Genomic DNA, 16,627 nt, shown 5'->3' on the forward strand with positions numbered 1-16,627 from the left:
TATTACTTATTAGCCTTGATACGTTCTAAGTAAGCATTATGCTCTTTTTCAGCATACTCACGACGACCACCAGGTTTTGGTGTTTGGTCACCCATCATAATACCGAAACCACCTTCTACACGTAACTCATGACCATTAGTATAGTCTGAACGATCACTTGCCAAATACATAACAGCATTAGCAATATCCATTGTGTTACCGATCCGTTTATTAGCTGTTAAAGCTTTACGACCTTTTTCTACTTCAGGATCAGCATAAAATGCTTCAGATAAAGGTGTTTTAACAAAACATGGTTGAATACAATTACTTCTGAGGCCAAATTGACCCCATTCAGCAGCCATTTGACGAGACATCATGTTAACACCGGCTTTTGTTGAACTATATGCTGCTGAATATGTTTCTGGGAATACAGAGGCAATTGTTGAAACATGAATCATGTTTCCATGTCCTTGCTTAATCATTTGACGACCAAAACGTTGAGATACTAAGAAATAACCTGTTAAGTTAATATCAACTGTTTGACGCCATTCTTCAAGTGGTAAATCCTCAAGCGGACAAGCACGAAGCATAGCAGCTGTGTTTACTAAAATATCAACTTGACCAAAAGTTTCAACTGTTTTAGCAACCGCATTTTCAACTGCTTCTTCTGAAGTTGAATTTGTCACAATAGCTAATGTTTCTACGCCATATTGACTTTTAACTTCCTCTGCATAAGCCTTCAATTCATCTTCTTTAATATCAAGTAAGACAACTTTAACATGTTGTTTTGCAAATTCTTGGACAATAGTTTTACCCATTCCTCCAACAGCTCCTGTTACAACTGCGACTTTTCCGTCCAAACCTAACCATTGCTCTGTCATAATTTCTCCTTTTTCTATTATACCCTATAAAAATAATTTAATCTAATTGTTCTGGCCAAGCTTCACTCAAAACTTTAACAGTGTTATCATAAGTAAACTGACTAGCATAGTCTAAGCCCTGTCCCAAAATGTTATCCGAAATAACTTCAACACCAATGACTTTTGGATTAATTCCTGCTTCCTTAATCATCTCAACAAAGCCTTTAGTGTCTTTAGCTCCCGTTCCTGGTGCAAGACGGTCATGCATTGATTCATCACGGAGAATAGCTGGTGCATAAGCACGTTCATAAGCATCATTGATTTGAATCGAAATGACTTTAGCAGCTTGTTCCTTAGTCAACTGACGATAAGGTTGGTCTGCACGAACCCAGTGCCAAGTGTCAAGAATTAGCATTGCGTTCTCACAGCCAGAGGCTTCAACAACTGCATAAGCTTTATCAAAATCAGGTAAACCACTGTAAGGCATTGGTTCTACACCGATGATTAAATTACCAGCACGGCCACAAAGTTCTTTCAACTTTTGAGCAGTGTATTCAATAGAATAATTTTCCATTAAGCCACAATTGATATGACCCACTTCAAACAAACGACACATATGGAAACACATTTGTTCCTTATATTTTTGCTCGTAAGAACGTTTTTCTTCTGCCCATTGAACAATGTATTCAACTTCTGTTACTTTGATATCATATTTTGCTAGGATATCTAAAATAGCTTGGTCAGTTAAACCTTCATTTAAAGCATCTACGTAAGTTTCTGAACGAAGTCCAATTCCTTCATAACCTGCTTCTTTAGCCGCTTTAACACGATCCTCAAATAGGCAAGTGTCCCCTAAAGTCCAAGAACTAATAGTGATTGGTGATGTTTTTGACATGCTAAGTCCCCCTTGAAAGTTTGTTAAAAAGTTAACATTCATTTACAAATTCATTATAAGTTAAAAAAATCACAAAAACAAATTGATTTTTGTACGGGTTTTCATAGAAAAAATTTATATGTTGTGATAAGATAAATTTAGGATTATGAGGGGGATTTAGAATGAATCTACAGCATTTAAGGTATTTTATTACGTTAGCTAATTTAGAACACTATACAAAAGCAGCTAGACAATTACATATCACGCAACCAACACTTAGTCATGCTATTTCAATTATTGAAAGTGAATTAGGAGTGATTTTATTTGAGAAAAAAGGGCGAAACATCATTTTAACAGAAAATGGTAAAGCTTTTGCCAAAAATATCCAAGAAGCTTTAAATTTAATTGATGATAGTGTTGCTACCTTACAAGCACAAACAATCAAATCATTTAATATCAAAATTGCATTACTTAGGGTATTAAGTCATCGGGTGATTCCTAATTTAACACGGCAGTTCTTAACAGATAATCCTAACTCACCAGCTAATTTCATCTTCTATAATGATAGCGGGATGACTGAAGATTTATTAAGAGGCTTAATTGATGGTCGTTATGATTTAGCATTTTGTTCTAAAATTGGATTAAACCCACAAATAACTTATATACCAATTGCTGTTCAGGATATGGTAATTGTAGTTCCTAAAAATCACCAATTAGCTCAAAAAGAACATGTTTCTATCGCAGATACATTAGCCTATCCACAAATTTGGTTTTCAAAAAAGAGTGGTGTCCGACCAGTTGTTGAAAAATTATATCAAGACCAAATGGATCAGGTGAAAATTCAATTTGAAATTGAAGAAGATGAGACAATTGCTGGTTTGGTTGCACAAAACTTTGGTATTGCTATCCTACCCAAATTAGATTTTTTAAAAACATTAGACGTCGAAATAATTGAATTAGATGAACTAAAAAAATCACGCTACTATTATATGGCCTATTTAAACAATATCTCCCAACCCCCAGCAATCAAATCCTTTATCAATTATGTCACCAACCAATATCAAATCGAACAAATGTCAAAATAAAACCCAAACAGTGAAGTGCACCCCAAAAGTTAGACAAACAATCTAACAAATAGGGTGCTTTTTGTATGAAGCTAAGTTACAAAGATAAAGTTGAGATTTATCTGTTAAGACAAAGGGGTTGCTCTTGGAGAATTCTCAGTCAAAAATATGATATCAACGTTTCCAATCTAAAATATCTAGTCCGACTTATTGATAAGCATGGATTAGAAAGTGTTCGTAAAGAAAAGAGTAAGTCTTATCCTCCTGAATTGAAGAGGCAAATTATTGATAATGTTTTACTAAGAGGCAAGTCTCAGATAGAGTTTCCTTAGATTATGCCTTACCTAACAAGGGAACCTTGTCAATATGGATGACAGAATATAAGAAAAACGGGTATACTATTCTTGAAAAACCAAGAGGGAGACCTAGGAAAATGGGACGTAAACCAAAGAAAAAGCTAGAAGAGATGACTGAATTAGAGCGTCTTCAATATGAAAATGAATGCCTTAGAGCGGAGAATGCCGTGCTAAAAAAGCTGAGAGAATTCCGCTTGAGGAACGAAGCAAGGCTCAGAGAGCAACAGAAATTATCCAAGAATTAATCAAGGAATTCAATCTAGCTTTATTGCTAGATATTTTGAATCTATCTCGATCAATTTATTATTATCAAGTCAAACGATTGGCTCGAGGTGATAAAGACAGTGATTTAAAAGAGATTATTAAAAATATCTATAACGAACATAAGGGAAGATATGGTTATCGTAGGACTCATCTTGAACTCAGAAACCGAGGACTTCAAGTCAACCATAAGAAGGTTCAACGCCTTATGACAGAACTTGGTTTGAAAGCTAGAATTCGTGTGAATCGTCGTTACAACTCCTATAAGGGAGAAGTCGGAAAGAAAGCTGATAACCTTATTAAGCGTCAATTTAAAGCTTCGAAGCCACTCGAGAAGTGCTATACTGATGTAACGGAATTCTCCATTCCTATCAGTGAGATTAAGCTGTATTTATCACCAGTTCTTGATGGTTATAACGGTAAAATTATTGCTTATAGTCTTTCTAGTTCACCGAATTTAAAACAACTAAAAACCATGCTTGAAAGTGCTTTTCCAGAGAAAATATATCTGGGAACCATTTTACATAGCGACCAAGCTTGGCAGTACCAACATGCGTTTTATCATAAGTTTCTTGAAGACCATGGTATGAAACCCTCAATGTCTCGTAAAGGCAATAGCTTAGATAATGGCATGATGCAATCTTTCTACTGAAAAAAGCTATTTCAGAATATATCAACTACTACAATACTAAACGAATCAAACTAACATTAAAAGGACTGAGTCCTGTACAATACAGAACTCAATCCTTATCTTAAATATACTGTCTAACTTTTAGGGATCACTTCATATCTTAGCTCTTTTAGTTTCGTTTCAAGGCACCATTGATGGTTTTGGCTAGAATTTCATAGCCTTTTTCTCCAAAATGCAAGCCATCATCTTTGATGCCAACGAGAATGTCTTCAAGTGATACTTCAGGTGTTGCAGCATCACGGAAAGCTTGATTCAAATCTAAAACACAACAGTCTTTTTCCTGACAAACTTTAGTAATCAGCTGACCATATTGGACCAATCGTTGATTGGTTCTTTTTTTCTGCTTTGCTTCATCCACAGGAGGTGGCAGCAAAAAGTGAATCCGTTGTGTCACAAAGCGTGTTTCAAAGATATCAATCAATTGGTTCAGATTCTTTTCAAATTCAAGGGGGCTGACATCTCTGTCTATTGATAAATCATTTGTACCGACCAACACAAACAAATACTCTGATTGAGTATCCATGATAATGTCATCATAGCGAGCTAACAAGTCGCGCGTGCTATTACCCGAAATAGCCGAATTAGTCACTTTCAATGTCGGATCTAAGTCATACAATTTAATGTTGACCATTGGGATATCGGCGTCTTCATGTCTTGCCATCAAACTATCGCCTGTCACATGTATTTTCATAGATTCTCCTTCTCTTTTAGGAATGGCTACTCAGTTATTTTCAGATTCAGTGAGCAGAACTTGCCAAGGTTCAACCAAGTTTTTACTGGCTAAAAGCTCTGAAAAAGATATAATTTTTGGGGGTTGGCTGGTGTGCTGACCAATCAACTTTTCCATCCAAATCATATCAAACCAACTGTTAAACTTAAAACCAGCATTATTAAAGTGACCAACTATTTTGTATCCAAGTTTCTGATGGAAGGCTTGACTGCGATTATTTAGAAAGGGAGAAGCTTCTTTTGTCCAAGCTATACAAGCATTCAGATTCAGAAATCCCATTTGTTCCAATAAACATTCCAATTCTTGATAGAGTATTTGCCCTAAACCATGCCCTCGCGCACTTTGATCTAAATAAATGGTTACCTCTACAGACCAGGCATAGGCTTGACGCTCATGAAATGCTGAAGCATAGGCATAGCCAATTAGGACGCCATCTTTTTCAAGGACTAAATAAGGGTAAGCAGACTGAATAGCCTTGATTCTTTTTGTAAACTCTACTAAAGAAGGCAATTCATATTCAAAACTGATAGCTGTTTCTTCTACGTAAGGTTGATAAATGGCAAGTGAGGCTTTTGCGTCTTCTAGCCTTACTTGCCTAATGAGAACAGTCAAAGAGTCACTTCCTTTCGCTAAACAGAGTTAATTATTTCATAAATACTTGTAAACCTAATCATAACATTTTTGTTAGGATTAGGTTTATAAAAAACGTCTAGCATAGAAAACATCGTTATTGTGTTTGATAGGATAAGCCGCCTTGACTAATTACTAATTCTCCTGAAAGAACATTTAACTGTTTATCACCAACAAATTGAGCAGCATCCCTAATATAGGTTTTAAAATGCTCTGTCTCAATATGGGACAAGTAAGCCTTCTCATCTTGATAAATTTCAAAGAAATACCATTGATTCAACTGTGACTGATCACGCGCCGCAAAGAGGGAAATAACACCTTCTTCAACTTGAACAGCCTTTTCCATTTCAATAGCAACAATATCTCGAAACTGACAAGCATCCTCTTTTTTTACAGTAATTTTTGCTAATCGAATTGAATATTCATTTGCAGTGTCAATTGCTTTTTTACCTTCTTTTTCAAAGAGTAACTCAGCTTGTAAACTAATCACTTGACGCTCACGAACAGACTGTCCTGCATAACTTGCAAATGCTTGAAAGTGCTCAGAGCTGACATGTTTTTCATAGGCTGCTTGGTCTTGATAAATTTCATAAACCAATTTCATACCCTTTTGACCAGGTAAATGACAAGTCGCCATAAATAGTGTGCCTTCTTCTTTTTCCAAAGAAGCTAGCAAATTTTCTCGTCCGACTGCTGAAAATTGGTACTGACTTGTCGGATCAATGCTCAGGTTAAATAATCTGATGATTGGTGCTTGGCTCAGTTGATTCATCAATACTCTCCTCTTATTAACTGCAGCAAATTAGCTTGGAAGATGCCATCTTTGGCCTCCTCTGTGAGTGGTAGCTCCTCAATAGCTTGGATGATCTCCACTGTTGCACCTGCGGGAGCAATTCCTAAAGGGGCATCCGTTCCAAAAAGGACATGATCAAAGCCAAAATAGTCGACAGCTAGCTCTAATGCTTTGGGGTTGCCAAGAAGAGCGGTATCAACATAGAATTTCCGGAAATCTTCGGCTAGCTTTTCTGGAAGGATATGGTTGATGCGCTCCGCAAAGTAGGGGGCCATAGCTCCGGCATGATGGACGATGATTTTAAGATTGGGAAATTCTTGAAAATAACGAGCTTGGACCACTTGGAGCATGGCTTGCGTTTGCTCATATTCCCAAGAGAAAATGATATTATTATCTGGCTTGCGCGTGTCAAAGACCGGATGAAGCCAAATGGGAATGTCTAGATCTGCACAAATTTGAAAGATTGGTTTAAAATCTGGATGAGCAAGAGATTGTCCCAGATGTCGGGTGAAAAGTTGAATCCCAAAAATAAGTGGATTCGTTGCCACTTCTTCTTTAATGAGCTTAACTGATTCCGAGACATTGTTAAGAGCAAGCATGGCAACTGCACCAGCATAAATATCTTGATTCTCTTTGACTAAATTTACCAACTCAATGTTTGCTGATTGAACAAGTTCAATAGCTTTGTCAGGATCAAGATAGTCCTCGGGATTGGTATTCACATAAGATAGAATTTGTTTAACGCCAGCATTTTGAGCTTGACGACGTGCTTCCATATCCGTTAAGAGGGGATGATTAATAAATGGCATTTGTTCTGGTATAGCTGGTGCCACTTCCAAAATTTTTGCTTTAAATTTGGGTAATAAGACATGGGCAAAACAATCAATCTTTTCCATCTTAAGTCTCTTTTCTCATTTTCTCCATTATAGCAAAAAAAAGAAGTTAAGGGTTTCCCTAACTTCTTTTGTGTCTCTTTTCAATTAAGAGATTGCTTAATTTTCTTTACGACGTTATTAACACAAGAAATACCTGTACAGGCGATTTCTAAATGTTGTGGAAACTCAAACATTTATATAATAATATTATCGTTTTGTAATATAAATAATTATGTAAACAACTTTCCTAGACTGTTATAATAGGTTTTTTTGGTAATTTTAAGAAAAAGCCATTTTTGAAAAAATAGCTTTCTGTTTTTCATGAACTTTATTTTTTTGTTAATTTAACTACTGCTTCTGTTCTGGCTGTATGAGGAAACATATCGACTGATTGAATATACTCAACCTTGTAAACTTTTGTTAAAGAAACTAAATCTCTAGCTAATGTTGATGTATTACAAGAGACATAAACCATCTTTTCTGGCTGATAAGTAATAATTGTTTGCAATAGTTTATCATCTAAACCAGTTCTTGGAGGGTCTACTATTATAGCATCAGCTCGGTAACCTGACTGATACCATTTAGGGATTATTTCCTCAGCTTTTCCTGTTTCATACAAGGTATTAACAATAGCCAAATCTTGTGCATTTTGTTTGGCGTCAGCGATGGCCTCAGGTACGATATCCATTCCTCTGATGCTAGCAACTTGATTAGCAAAAGCAAAGCCAATTGTCCCAACTCCACAATAAGCATCAATAATATGGTCGGTTGCTGTTACTTGTAGAGCATTTTTTATTTCTTGATAAAGAACTTGTGTCTGCTTGGGATTGAGCTGATAAAATGCTCGTGGGGATAAGCTAAATTGATAGTCTAAGACTTCTTCCTCAATTTTATCTTCTCCCCAAATAATCTCTGTTGACTCCCCGTAGATATCGCTCGATTTTGATTTGTTATGGTTAAGTGCAATTGTCATAATTTGAGGATGCTCCTTAACCAAATCATTAATAAAGTCAGTTAATCTTAAAGCTTTACTAGTAATCAGAATGACTTGTATTTTTTTGCTTGCCACAGCTTTGCGAATCATCACTGTTCGTAAGCCGTCAATTTTTCGCTCATTAAAAATAGGAAGTTTGTGCTTATCTAATAATTTTACAATACTATTAATCACAAGTTGAGTATCTTTATCTTGAACTAAACAATTTTCAATCGTGACTAAGTGATGGCTATTCTCAGCAAATAAGCCAGCTCGAATTTTTCCGCCAAATTGTCTGGTTTGAAATTGCAGTTTGGCTCGATAATGCCAAGGTTCATCCATACCAAGTGTTTCACGGATTGGATAACTTTCATAACCTTCAGGTTTAAATTTTTTCAAGGCTTGTCGGATGACATCAGTCTTGAACACGAGCTGCTTTGGATAAGCCAAATGCATAATTTGACACCCGCCACACTCCTTATAGATGGGACATCTTGGCTCTACACGATCTTTTGAGACTTTATTTATGGTTAATAGCTTTGCTTCGACAAAATTTCGTTTGACAGAGGTTATTTGACAAAAAATATCCTCTCCTTTTAATGCACCAGGTACGAATACTAAGGTTTTTTTATAAAAACCAATACCTTCACCATTAATTCCTATTCGTTTAATTTTTAATGGAATTTTTTGTCGTTCTTTAAGATAGTTCATACTGCCCCCGTTACTTTGTTTCTACTCTTATAATACCCAAGCTTTAATTTGGAAATAATTATCATCTCAAAGCTGTCACCATCTATTTTACCATTTATTTGGTATAATGATTAGTATGAAAATCAGTAAAATTGAAAAGAAAAAACGTTTATACTTAGTTGAGATGGATGACTCTGAGAAATTGTATGTTACAGAAGATACGATTGTTCGCTTTATGCTCAGTAAAGGGATGACCATCACTGCTGACCAATTAAGACAAATCCAAGAATTCGCTCACTATTCACACGGAAAGAACTTAGCGCTATATCATATTTCATTCCAAGTGAGAACAAAAAATGAAGTCAAAAAATATCTCGAAAAACATGAGATTGATTCTGCTACTATTGAACAAGTTATAACAGATTTAGAGAAAGATAAGTGGTTGGATGACCGTAAATATGTTGAGTCTTATGTCCGACAAAATGAATTAAATGGTGATAAAGGACCAATGATTCTGAAACAAAAATTAATGCAAAAAGGAATCTCCTCCCATTATATCGATCAAGAACTACAGAATAATGACTTTACTGAAATTGCCGATAAAGTTGCTAATAAAATAATTAAAAAATTTCAAGGTAAACTACCTCCTAAAGCACTTCAAGATAAGCTAACCCAGCAAATGGTTTCCAAAGGCTTTTCATTCGACCAAATCAAATCTGTTAAAGCAACTTTTGATTTCAATGAATATGATGATAATACTGATGACTTATTGGCAAAAGAATTAGAAAAAGCCTATCGTAAATATTCACGAAAATATGATGGTTATGATCTGAAACAAAGACTTTTCCAAGCTTTATATCGAAAAGGTTTTGACAGTGACGATATAAATAGAGAATTACGAGAATACTTATAAGTCACTCAAATTGAGTGATTTTATATTACTTTTATGATAAAATAAGTCTGATAAGTTTAATTGTAGAAAGTTGGTTGGGCATGAAGTTACCTAAAGAAGGCGACTTTATTACAATTCAAAGTTATAAGCATGATGGTAGGTTGCACCGAACTTGGCGTGATACTATGGTACTAAAAACAACTGAAAATGCTCTTATCGGCGTAAATGATCATACATTAGTAACAGAAAGTGATGGTAGACGATGGGTTACAAGAGAACCAGCAATTATCTATTTTCACAAGAAGTACTGGTTTAATATTATTGCTATGATAAGAGACAATGGCATTTCTTACTACTGTAATTTAGCAAGCCCCTATGTGCTTGATGGTGAAGCCCTCAAATATATTGACTATGATTTAGATGTCAAAGTATTTGCTGATGGGGAAAAACGATTATTAGATGTTGATGAGTATGAACAACATAAAAAAGAAATGCACTATACAGAAGATATGGATTATATCCTGAAAGAAAATGTAAAAATTCTTGTTGATTGGATAAACAGCGGGAAAGGACCTTTTTCTGAAGAGTATATCGCTATTTGGTACAAACGTTATCTTGAACTGAAGAATCGTTAATAGTTGTCTGGCACTCCATTGGGGTGCTTTATCACTTGAAAGGAGTAAAGATGGCATTTCAAAACACGAAAGAACGCTATGCCAGTTTCGGCATTGCTACAAGTATTCCCCCTGAAATCATTGACTCTTTTTGGGCATTTATCGACAATAACCTAAAAGGTGTTTTTAAGTTAGACAATATCCTTGTTTTTCGAATTCTCGATAATAAGAAAAAAACTGCTATTGAATACCATGATCAGAAAAACAAAGTAAGAATAGTCATTGATACACCATATACATATGACCCATTTTTGCCTAAAGTCATCTATATTGTTGATAACAATGGTACAGAAACTATATTACTAGGACATGAAATCTACTAAAAAAGGGCTTGCTTGCTCTTTTTTAGTTTGTAGTTGAAATATCATTAGTATAATAATTTGGCACAAAAAAAGTTCTCAATAATGAGAACCATACTATAGTCCGTACGGGATTCGAACCCGTGTTACCGCCGTGAAAAGGCGGTGTCTTAACCCCTTGACCAACGGACCATAATAAATTTAATGGGCACGAGTGGACTCGAACCACCGACCTCACGCTTATCAGGCGTGCGCTCTAACCACCTGAGCTACGCGCCCAAGCTACTAGCTTGGAAAATATATTTGCATAAAGCAATGCCGGCTACATGATTTGAACACGCGACCCTCTGATTACAAATCAGATGCTCTACCAACTGAGCTAAGCCGGCTTATTATCTTTATGCGGGTTAAGGGACTTGAACCCCCACGCCGTTAAGCGCCAGATCCTAAATCTGGTGCGTCTGCCAATTCCGCCAAACCCGCTTAAGATGACCCGTACTGGGCTCGAACCAGTGACCCATTGATTAAAAGTCAATTGCTCTACCAACTGAGCTAACGAGTCTTAATTGAATCTAAATCCAATTAAAAATGAAACCAGATTAATATCGATTTCAACGGTCCCGACGGGAATCGAACCCGCGATCTTCGCCGTGACAGGGCGACGTGATAACCGCTACACTACGGGACCTTTATGGGAGTTAACGGGTTCGAACCGCTGACCCTCTGCTTGTAAGGCAGATGCTCTCCCAGCTGAGCTAAACTCCCAATGAGTATTCTTTAAGCTAAGCGACTTCCGTATCTAACAGGGGGCAACCCCCAACTACTTCAGGCGTTCTAGGGCTTAACTACTGTGTTCGGCATGGGTACAGGTGTATCTCCTAGGCTATCGTCACTTAACTTTGAGTCCACTCAAAATTGAATATCTATATTCTAACAAGTTTGACCAAAACTGTCAATAAACTATTTGTTCATACTTATCTTAGGATAAGTCCTCGAGCTATTAGTATTAGTCCGCTTCATATATCGCTATACTTCCACTTCTAACCTATCTACCTGATCATCTCTCAGGGCTCTTACTGATATAAAATCATGGGAAATCTCATCTTGAGGGGGGCTTCGCACTTAGATGCTTTCAGCGCTTATCCCTTCCCTACATAGCTACCCAGCGATGCCTTTGGCAAGACAACTGGTACACCAGCGGTAAGTCCACTCTGGTCCTCTCGTACTAGGAGCAGATCCTCTCAAATTTCCTACGCCCGCGACGGATAGGGACCGAACTGTCTCACGACGTTCTGAACCCAGCTCGCGTGCCGCTTTAATGGGCGAACAGCCCAACCCTTGGGACCGACTACAGCCCCAGGATGCGACGAGCCGACATCGAGGTGCCAAACCTCCCCGTCGATGTGAACTCTTGGGGGAGATAAGCCTGTTATCCCCAGGGTAGCTTTTATCCGTTGAGCGATGGCCCTTCCATGCGGAACCACCGGATCACTAAGCCCGACTTTCGTCCCTGCTCGAGTTGTAACTCTCGCAGTCAAGCTCCCTTATACCTTTACACTCTACGATTGATTTCCAACCAATCTGAGGGAACCTTTGGGCGCCTCCGTTACCTTTTAGGAGGCGACCGCCCCAGTCAAACTGCCCGTCAGACACTGTCTCCGATAGGGTTAACCTATCTGGGTTAGAGTAGCCATAACACAAGGGTAGTATCCCAACATTGCCTCAGACGAAACTGGCGTCCCGTCTTCAATGGCTCCTACCTATCCTGTACATGTGGTACAGATACTCAATATCAAACTGCAGTAAAGCTCCATGGGGTCTTTCCGTCCTGTCGCGGGTAACCTGCATCTTCACAGGTACTAAAATTTCACCGAGTCTCTCGTTGAGACAGTGCCCAAATCATTACGCCTTTCGTGCGGGTCGGAACTTACCCGACAAGGAATTTCGCTACCTTAGGACCGTTATAGTTACGGCCGCCGTTTACTGGGGCTTCAATTCATACCTTCGCTTACGCTAAGCACTCCTCTTAACCTTCCAGCACCGGGCAGGCGTCACCCCCTATACATCATCTTACGATTTAGCAGAGAGCTGTGTTTTTGATAAACAGTTGCTTGGGCCTATTCACTGCGGCTGACGCTAACGCCAGCACCCCTTCTCCCGAAGTTACGGGGTCATTTTGCCGAGTTCCTTAACCAGAGTTCTCTCGATCACCTGAGGCTACTCGCCTCGACTACCTGTGTCGGTTTGCGGTACGGGTAGTATGTAATTAAACGCTAGAAGCTTTTCTTGGCAGTGTGACATCACTAACTTCGCTACTTAATTTCGCTCCTCATCACAGCTCAATGTATTAGGTATAAGCATTTGACTCATACCACACCTCACTGCTTGAACGTGCTCTTCCATTCGCACGCTTTAGTTAGCCTACTGCGTCCCTCCATCACTTTACATACTAGTACAGGAATATCAACCTGTTGGCCATCGAATACACCTTTCGGTCTCTCCTTAGGTCCCGACTAACCCAGGGCGGACGAGCCTTCCCCTGGAAACCTTAGTCTTACGGTGGACAGGATTCTCACCTGTCTTTCGCTACTCATACCGGCATTCTCACTTCTATGCGTTCCAGCACTCCTCACGGTATACCTTCTTCACACATAGAACGCTCTCCTACCATTACCTCTAAAGGTAATCCACAGCTTCGGTAAATTGTTTTAGCCCCGGTACATTTTCGGCGCAGGGTCACTCGACTAGTGAGCTATTACGCACTCTTTGAATGAATAGCTGCTTCTAAGCTAACATCCTAGTTGTCTGTGCAACCCCACATCCTTTTCCACTTAACAATTATTTTGGGACCTTAGCTGGTGGTCTGGGCTGTTTCCCTTTCGACTACGGATCTTAGCACTCGCAGTCTGACTGCCGATTATATCTCGTTGGCATTCGGAGTTTATCTGAGATTGGTAATCCGGGATGGACCCCTCACCCAAACAGTGCTCTACCTCCAAGAGACTTAACATCGACGCTAGCCCTAAAGCTATTTCGGAGAGAACCAGCTATCTCCAAGTTCGTTTGGAATTTCTCCGCTACCCACAAGTCATCCAAGCACTTTTCAACGTGCCCTGGTTCGGTCCTCCAGTGAGTTTTACCTCACCTTCAACCTGCTCATGGGTAGGTCACATGGTTTCGGGTCTACAACATGATACTAAGTCGCCCTATTAAGACTCGGTTTCCCTACGGCTCCGTCTCTTCAACTTAACCTCGCATCATATCGTAACTCGCCGGTTCATTCTACAAAAGGCACGCTCTCACCCATTAACGGGCTCGAACTTGTTGTAGGCACACGGTTTCAGGTTCTATTTCACTCCCCTTCCGGGGTGCTTTTCACCTTTCCCTCACGGTACTGGTTCACTATCGGTCACTAGAGAGTATTTAGGGTTGGGAGATGGTCCTCCCAGATTCCGACGAGATTTCGCGTGTCTCGCCGTACTCAGGATACTGCTAGAGTCATTTACTATTTTAAATACGAGGCTATTACTCTCTTTGGCTTACCTTCCCAGGTAATTCTTCTATAGTATTTGATCCCACGTCGCAGTCCTACAACCCCGAGGAGTAAACTCCTCGGTTTGCCCTTCTGCCGTTTCGCTCGCCGCTACTAAGGCAATCGCGTTTGCTTTCTCTTCCTGCAGCTACTTAGATGTTTCAGTTCACTGCGTCTTCCTTCTCATGACCTTAACAGTCATGGATGACATGCATTACATCGCCGGGTTTCCCCATTCGGACATCTCTGGATCTTTGCTTACTTACAGCTCCCCAAAGCATTTCGTCGTTAGTCACGTCCTTCATCGGCTTCTAGTGCCAAGGCATCCACCGTGCGCCCTTATTAACTTAACCTTATTTCCAGTCTTTCGACCTTCTTTTAATTTTTTTAATATGTTCGCGTTTATCTTTTTTTCGGTTTATTTCTTGTTACTTTTTTCTACAATTAATTTCTTAATTGTGGAATTTGATATAGATATTCAATTTTCAATGGACTATGTTAGGATTTTTATCCTACTTATCTAGTTGAACACGAGATTAATTTCTTAAGAAATTTCGGCAAGCCGAACATCTCTTTGTATCCTAGATAATGGAGCCTAGCGGGATCGAACCGCTGACCTCCTGCGTGCAAAGCAGGCGCTCTCCCAGCTGAGCTAAGGCCCCAACTAATAAACTGGTTGTTACATTATTAGTGGTGTTTCTATCTCATTACTTTAATAAGACCTCTCAAAACTAAATAAGACTTTTCCTAACGTGCTTCCATTTCCTTAGAAAGGAGGTGATCCAGCCGCACCTTCCGATACGGCTACCTTGTTACGACTTCACCCCAATCATCTATCCCACCTTAGGCGGCTGGCTCCTAATAGGTTACCTCACCGACTTCGGGTGTTACAAACTCTCGTGGTGTGACGGGCGGTGTGTACAAGGCCCGGGAACGTATTCACCGCGGCGTGCTGATCCGCGATTACTAGCGATTCCGACTTCATGTAGGCGAGTTGCAGCCTACAATCCGAACTGAGATTGGCTTTAAGAGATTAGCTTGCCGTCACCGGCTTGCGACTCGTTGTACCAACCATTGTAGCACGTGTGTAGCCCAGGTCATAAGGGGCATGATGATTTGACGTCATCCCCACCTTCCTCCGGTTTATTACCGGCAGTCTCGCTAGAGTGCCCAACTTAATGATGGCAACTAACAATAGGGGTTGCGCTCGTTGCGGGACTTAACCCAACATCTCACGACACGAGCTGACGACAACCATGCACCACCTGTCACCTCTGTCCCGAAGGAAAGTCCTATCTCTAGGACGGTCAGAGGGATGTCAAGACCTGGTAAGGTTCTTCGCGTTGCTTCGAATTAAACCACATGCTCCACCGCTTGTGCGGGCCCCCGTCAATTCCTTTGAGTTTCAACCTTGCGGTCGTACTCCCCAGGCGGAGTGCTTAATGCGTTAGCTGCGGCACTAAGCCCCGGAAAGGGCCTAACACCTAGCACTCATCGTTTACGGCGTGGACTACCAGGGTATCTAATCCTGTTTGCTCCCCACGCTTTCGAGCCTCAGCGTCAGTTACAGACCAGAGAGCCGCTTTCGCCACCGGTGTTCCTCCATATATCTACGCATTTCACCGCTACACATGGAATTCCACTCTCCCCTTCTGCACTCAAGTTATCCAGTTTCCAAAGCGAACCATGGTTGAGCCACGGCCTTTAACTTCAGACTTAAATAACCGCCTGCGCTCGCTTTACGCCCAATAAATCCGGACAACGCTCGAGACCTACGTATTACCGCGGCTGCTGGCACGTAGTTAGCCGTCCCTTTCTGGTTAGTTACCGTCACGTAATGGATTTTCCACTCCCATTACCGTTCTTCTCTAACAACAGAGCTTTACGATCCGAAAACCTTCTTCACTCACGCGGCGTTGCTCGGTCAGGGTTGCCCCCATTGCCGAAGATTCCCTACTGCTGCCTCCCGTAGGAGTCTGGGCCGTGTCTCAGTCCCAGTGTGGCCGATCACCCTCTCAGGTCGGCTATGTATCGTGGCCTTGGTGAGCCGTTACCTCACCAACTAGCTAATACAACGCAGGTCCATCTCATAGTGAAGCAATTGCTCCTTTTAAATTTAGTACATGAGTACTTAATTGTCATGCGGTATTAGCTATCGTTTCCAATAGTTATCCCCCGCTATGAGGTAGGTTACCTACGCGTTACTCACCCGTTCGCAACTCATCTGACTAGTGCAAGCACCAGTCTTCAGCGTTCTACTTGCATGTATTAGGCACGCCGCCAGCGTTCGTCCTGAGCCAGGATCAAACTCTCATTTATATGTTAATTTGATGTTTAACTCATTCTTATCTGTCGCTGACAGATTTATTGTTTTTTTGTTACTTAATTGACAGGTAATATGCATAAACATATCACCCTGCACGTTTGGTTTTTGTCTTATTCAGTTCTCAAAGG

At 39.9% G+C, this 16,627-nt stretch carries 11 protein-coding genes, 8 tRNA genes, 3 rRNA genes and 1 pseudogene; 5 read left to right on the top strand and 18 right to left on the bottom strand.

Features of this window, described 5'->3' with window-relative positions; all coding sequences use genetic code 11:
• Positions 1–2: 2 nt before the first annotated feature.
• Positions 3–860, bottom strand: coding sequence for an SDR family NAD(P)-dependent oxidoreductase (locus SPB_RS05325; protein WP_003105209.1), 858 nt, complete (start codon positions 858–860; stop codon positions 3–5).
• Positions 861–897: 37 nt separating this feature from the next.
• Positions 898–1,734, bottom strand: coding sequence for a sugar phosphate isomerase/epimerase family protein (locus tag SPB_RS05330; protein WP_003104556.1), 837 nt, complete (start codon positions 1,732–1,734; stop codon positions 898–900).
• Positions 1,735–1,895: 161 nt separating this feature from the next.
• Between SPB_RS05330 and SPB_RS05335 the strand changes: the two genes are divergently transcribed.
• Together SPB_RS05335 and SPB_RS11235 are read left to right on the top strand one after the other, a co-directional pair.
• Positions 1,896–2,798, top strand: coding sequence for a LysR family transcriptional regulator (locus SPB_RS05335; RefSeq protein WP_003105683.1), 903 nt, complete (start codon positions 1,896–1,898; stop codon positions 2,796–2,798).
• A gap of 65 nt (positions 2,799–2,863) precedes the next feature.
• A pseudogene (locus SPB_RS11235) lies at positions 2,864–4,150 on the top strand (IS3 family transposase).
• Positions 4,151–4,194: 44 nt separating this feature from the next.
• On the opposite strand, the gene SPB_RS05350 reads toward SPB_RS11235, so the two are convergent.
• The 5 genes from SPB_RS05350 to rlmD all read right to left on the bottom strand — a co-directional run bounded on the left by SPB_RS05350 (position 4,195) and on the right by rlmD (position 8,797).
• Entirely contained in the window at positions 4,195–4,776 is a 582-nt protein-coding gene (locus SPB_RS05350; RefSeq protein ID WP_003104832.1) for a GDSL-type esterase/lipase family protein, read from the bottom strand.
• Between the two features lie 30 nt (positions 4,777–4,806).
• Positions 4,807–5,427, bottom strand: a complete 621-nt coding sequence (locus tag SPB_RS05355; RefSeq protein WP_003103302.1) for a GNAT family N-acetyltransferase — start codon at positions 5,425–5,427, stop codon at positions 4,807–4,809.
• 115 nt (positions 5,428–5,542) lie between these two features.
• Positions 5,543–6,217, bottom strand: coding sequence for a putative quinol monooxygenase (locus tag SPB_RS05360; RefSeq protein WP_003104186.1), 675 nt, complete (start codon positions 6,215–6,217; stop codon positions 5,543–5,545).
• Entirely contained in the window at positions 6,217–7,134 is a 918-nt protein-coding gene (locus tag SPB_RS05365) for an amidohydrolase family protein (protein ID WP_003105791.1), read from the bottom strand. The genes SPB_RS05360 and SPB_RS05365 overlap by 1 nt, the downstream gene beginning before the upstream one ends.
• A gap of 307 nt (positions 7,135–7,441) precedes the next feature.
• A complete protein-coding gene (rlmD, locus tag SPB_RS05370) occupies positions 7,442–8,797 on the bottom strand; it encodes a 23S rRNA (uracil(1939)-C(5))-methyltransferase RlmD (protein ID WP_003104978.1) in 1,356 nt (451 codons plus the stop codon).
• A gap of 115 nt (positions 8,798–8,912) precedes the next feature.
• On the opposite strand from rlmD, the gene recX reads away from it, so the two are divergent.
• The 3 genes from recX to SPB_RS05385 all read left to right on the top strand — a co-directional run bounded on the left by recX (position 8,913) and on the right by SPB_RS05385 (position 10,665).
• Complete coding sequence (gene recX, locus SPB_RS05375) at positions 8,913–9,689, top strand: recombination regulator RecX (protein WP_003104695.1); 777 nt, start codon at positions 8,913–8,915, stop codon at positions 9,687–9,689.
• An 80-nt stretch (positions 9,690–9,769) separates the two neighbouring features.
• Positions 9,770–10,303: a nucleoside tri-diphosphate phosphatase gene (gene ntdP / locus SPB_RS05380; RefSeq protein WP_003103799.1), complete on the top strand. Its 534-nt coding sequence runs from the start codon at positions 9,770–9,772 to the stop codon at positions 10,301–10,303.
• Between the two features lie 50 nt (positions 10,304–10,353).
• A complete protein-coding gene (locus SPB_RS05385; RefSeq protein ID WP_003104189.1) occupies positions 10,354–10,665 on the top strand; it encodes a DUF960 domain-containing protein in 312 nt (103 codons plus the stop codon).
• A gap of 96 nt (positions 10,666–10,761) precedes the next feature.
• On the opposite strand, the gene SPB_RS05390 is transcribed toward SPB_RS05385, so the two are convergent.
• The 11 genes from SPB_RS05390 to SPB_RS05440 all read right to left on the bottom strand — a co-directional run bounded on the left by SPB_RS05390 (position 10,762) and on the right by SPB_RS05440 (position 16,492).
• A tRNA-Glu gene (locus SPB_RS05390) sits at positions 10,762–10,833 on the bottom strand.
• Between the two features lie 13 nt (positions 10,834–10,846).
• Positions 10,847–10,920: transfer RNA gene (locus tag SPB_RS05395), tRNA-Ile, on the bottom strand.
• A gap of 37 nt (positions 10,921–10,957) precedes the next feature.
• Positions 10,958–11,030, bottom strand: a tRNA-Thr gene (locus tag SPB_RS05400).
• A 12-nt stretch (positions 11,031–11,042) separates the two neighbouring features.
• Positions 11,043–11,124: transfer RNA gene (locus SPB_RS05405), tRNA-Leu, on the bottom strand.
• A 6-nt stretch (positions 11,125–11,130) separates the two neighbouring features.
• Positions 11,131–11,203: transfer RNA gene (locus SPB_RS05410), tRNA-Lys, on the bottom strand.
• Positions 11,204–11,256: 53 nt separating this feature from the next.
• Positions 11,257–11,329: transfer RNA gene (locus tag SPB_RS05415), tRNA-Asp, on the bottom strand.
• A 4-nt stretch (positions 11,330–11,333) separates the two neighbouring features.
• Positions 11,334–11,406 (bottom strand) — tRNA-Val (locus SPB_RS05420).
• Between the two features lie 16 nt (positions 11,407–11,422).
• Positions 11,423–11,538 (bottom strand): 5S ribosomal RNA (gene rrf, locus SPB_RS05425).
• Positions 11,539–11,621: 83 nt separating this feature from the next.
• Positions 11,622–14,526, bottom strand: a 23S ribosomal RNA gene (locus tag SPB_RS05430).
• Between the two features lie 236 nt (positions 14,527–14,762).
• Positions 14,763–14,835 (bottom strand) — tRNA-Ala (locus SPB_RS05435).
• Between the two features lie 108 nt (positions 14,836–14,943).
• Positions 14,944–16,492: ribosomal RNA gene (locus SPB_RS05440) — 16S ribosomal RNA — on the bottom strand.
• Together the 16S, 23S and 5S rRNA genes with 8 tRNA genes alongside form the textbook arrangement of a ribosomal RNA operon.
• Positions 16,493–16,627 lie beyond the last annotated feature (135 nt).

Origin of the sequence: Streptococcus parauberis NCFD 2020 (assembly GCF_000187935.1) — a bacterium.
In the GTDB taxonomy this organism is placed as follows: domain Bacteria; phylum Bacillota; class Bacilli; order Lactobacillales; family Streptococcaceae; genus Streptococcus; species Streptococcus parauberis.

What these genes read in the sequence shown, in the direction of transcription:
- SPB_RS05325 (WP_003105209.1), bottom strand. Translation starts at nt 860, where the DNA reads ATGACAGAGCAATGGTTAGGTTTGGACGGAAAAGTCGCAGTTGTAACA.
- SPB_RS05330 (WP_003104556.1), bottom strand. Translation starts at nt 1,734, where the DNA reads ATGTCAAAAACATCACCAATCACTATTAGTTCTTGGACTTTAGGGGAC.
- SPB_RS05335 (WP_003105683.1), top strand. Translation starts at nt 1,896, where the DNA reads ATGAATCTACAGCATTTAAGGTATTTTATTACGTTAGCTAATTTAGAA.
- SPB_RS05350 (WP_003104832.1), bottom strand. Translation starts at nt 4,776, where the DNA reads ATGAAAATACATGTGACAGGCGATAGTTTGATGGCAAGACATGAAGAC.
- SPB_RS05360 (WP_003104186.1), bottom strand. Translation starts at nt 6,217, where the DNA reads ATGAATCAACTGAGCCAAGCACCAATCATCAGATTATTTAACCTGAGC.
- SPB_RS05365 (WP_003105791.1), bottom strand. Translation starts at nt 7,134, where the DNA reads ATGGAAAAGATTGATTGTTTTGCCCATGTCTTATTACCCAAATTTAAA.
- rlmD (WP_003104978.1), bottom strand. Translation starts at nt 8,797, where the DNA reads ATGAACTATCTTAAAGAACGACAAAAAATTCCATTAAAAATTAAACGA.
- recX (WP_003104695.1), top strand. Translation starts at nt 8,913, where the DNA reads ATGAAAATCAGTAAAATTGAAAAGAAAAAACGTTTATACTTAGTTGAG.
- ntdP (WP_003103799.1), top strand. Translation starts at nt 9,770, where the DNA reads ATGAAGTTACCTAAAGAAGGCGACTTTATTACAATTCAAAGTTATAAG.
- SPB_RS05385 (WP_003104189.1), top strand. Translation starts at nt 10,354, where the DNA reads ATGGCATTTCAAAACACGAAAGAACGCTATGCCAGTTTCGGCATTGCT.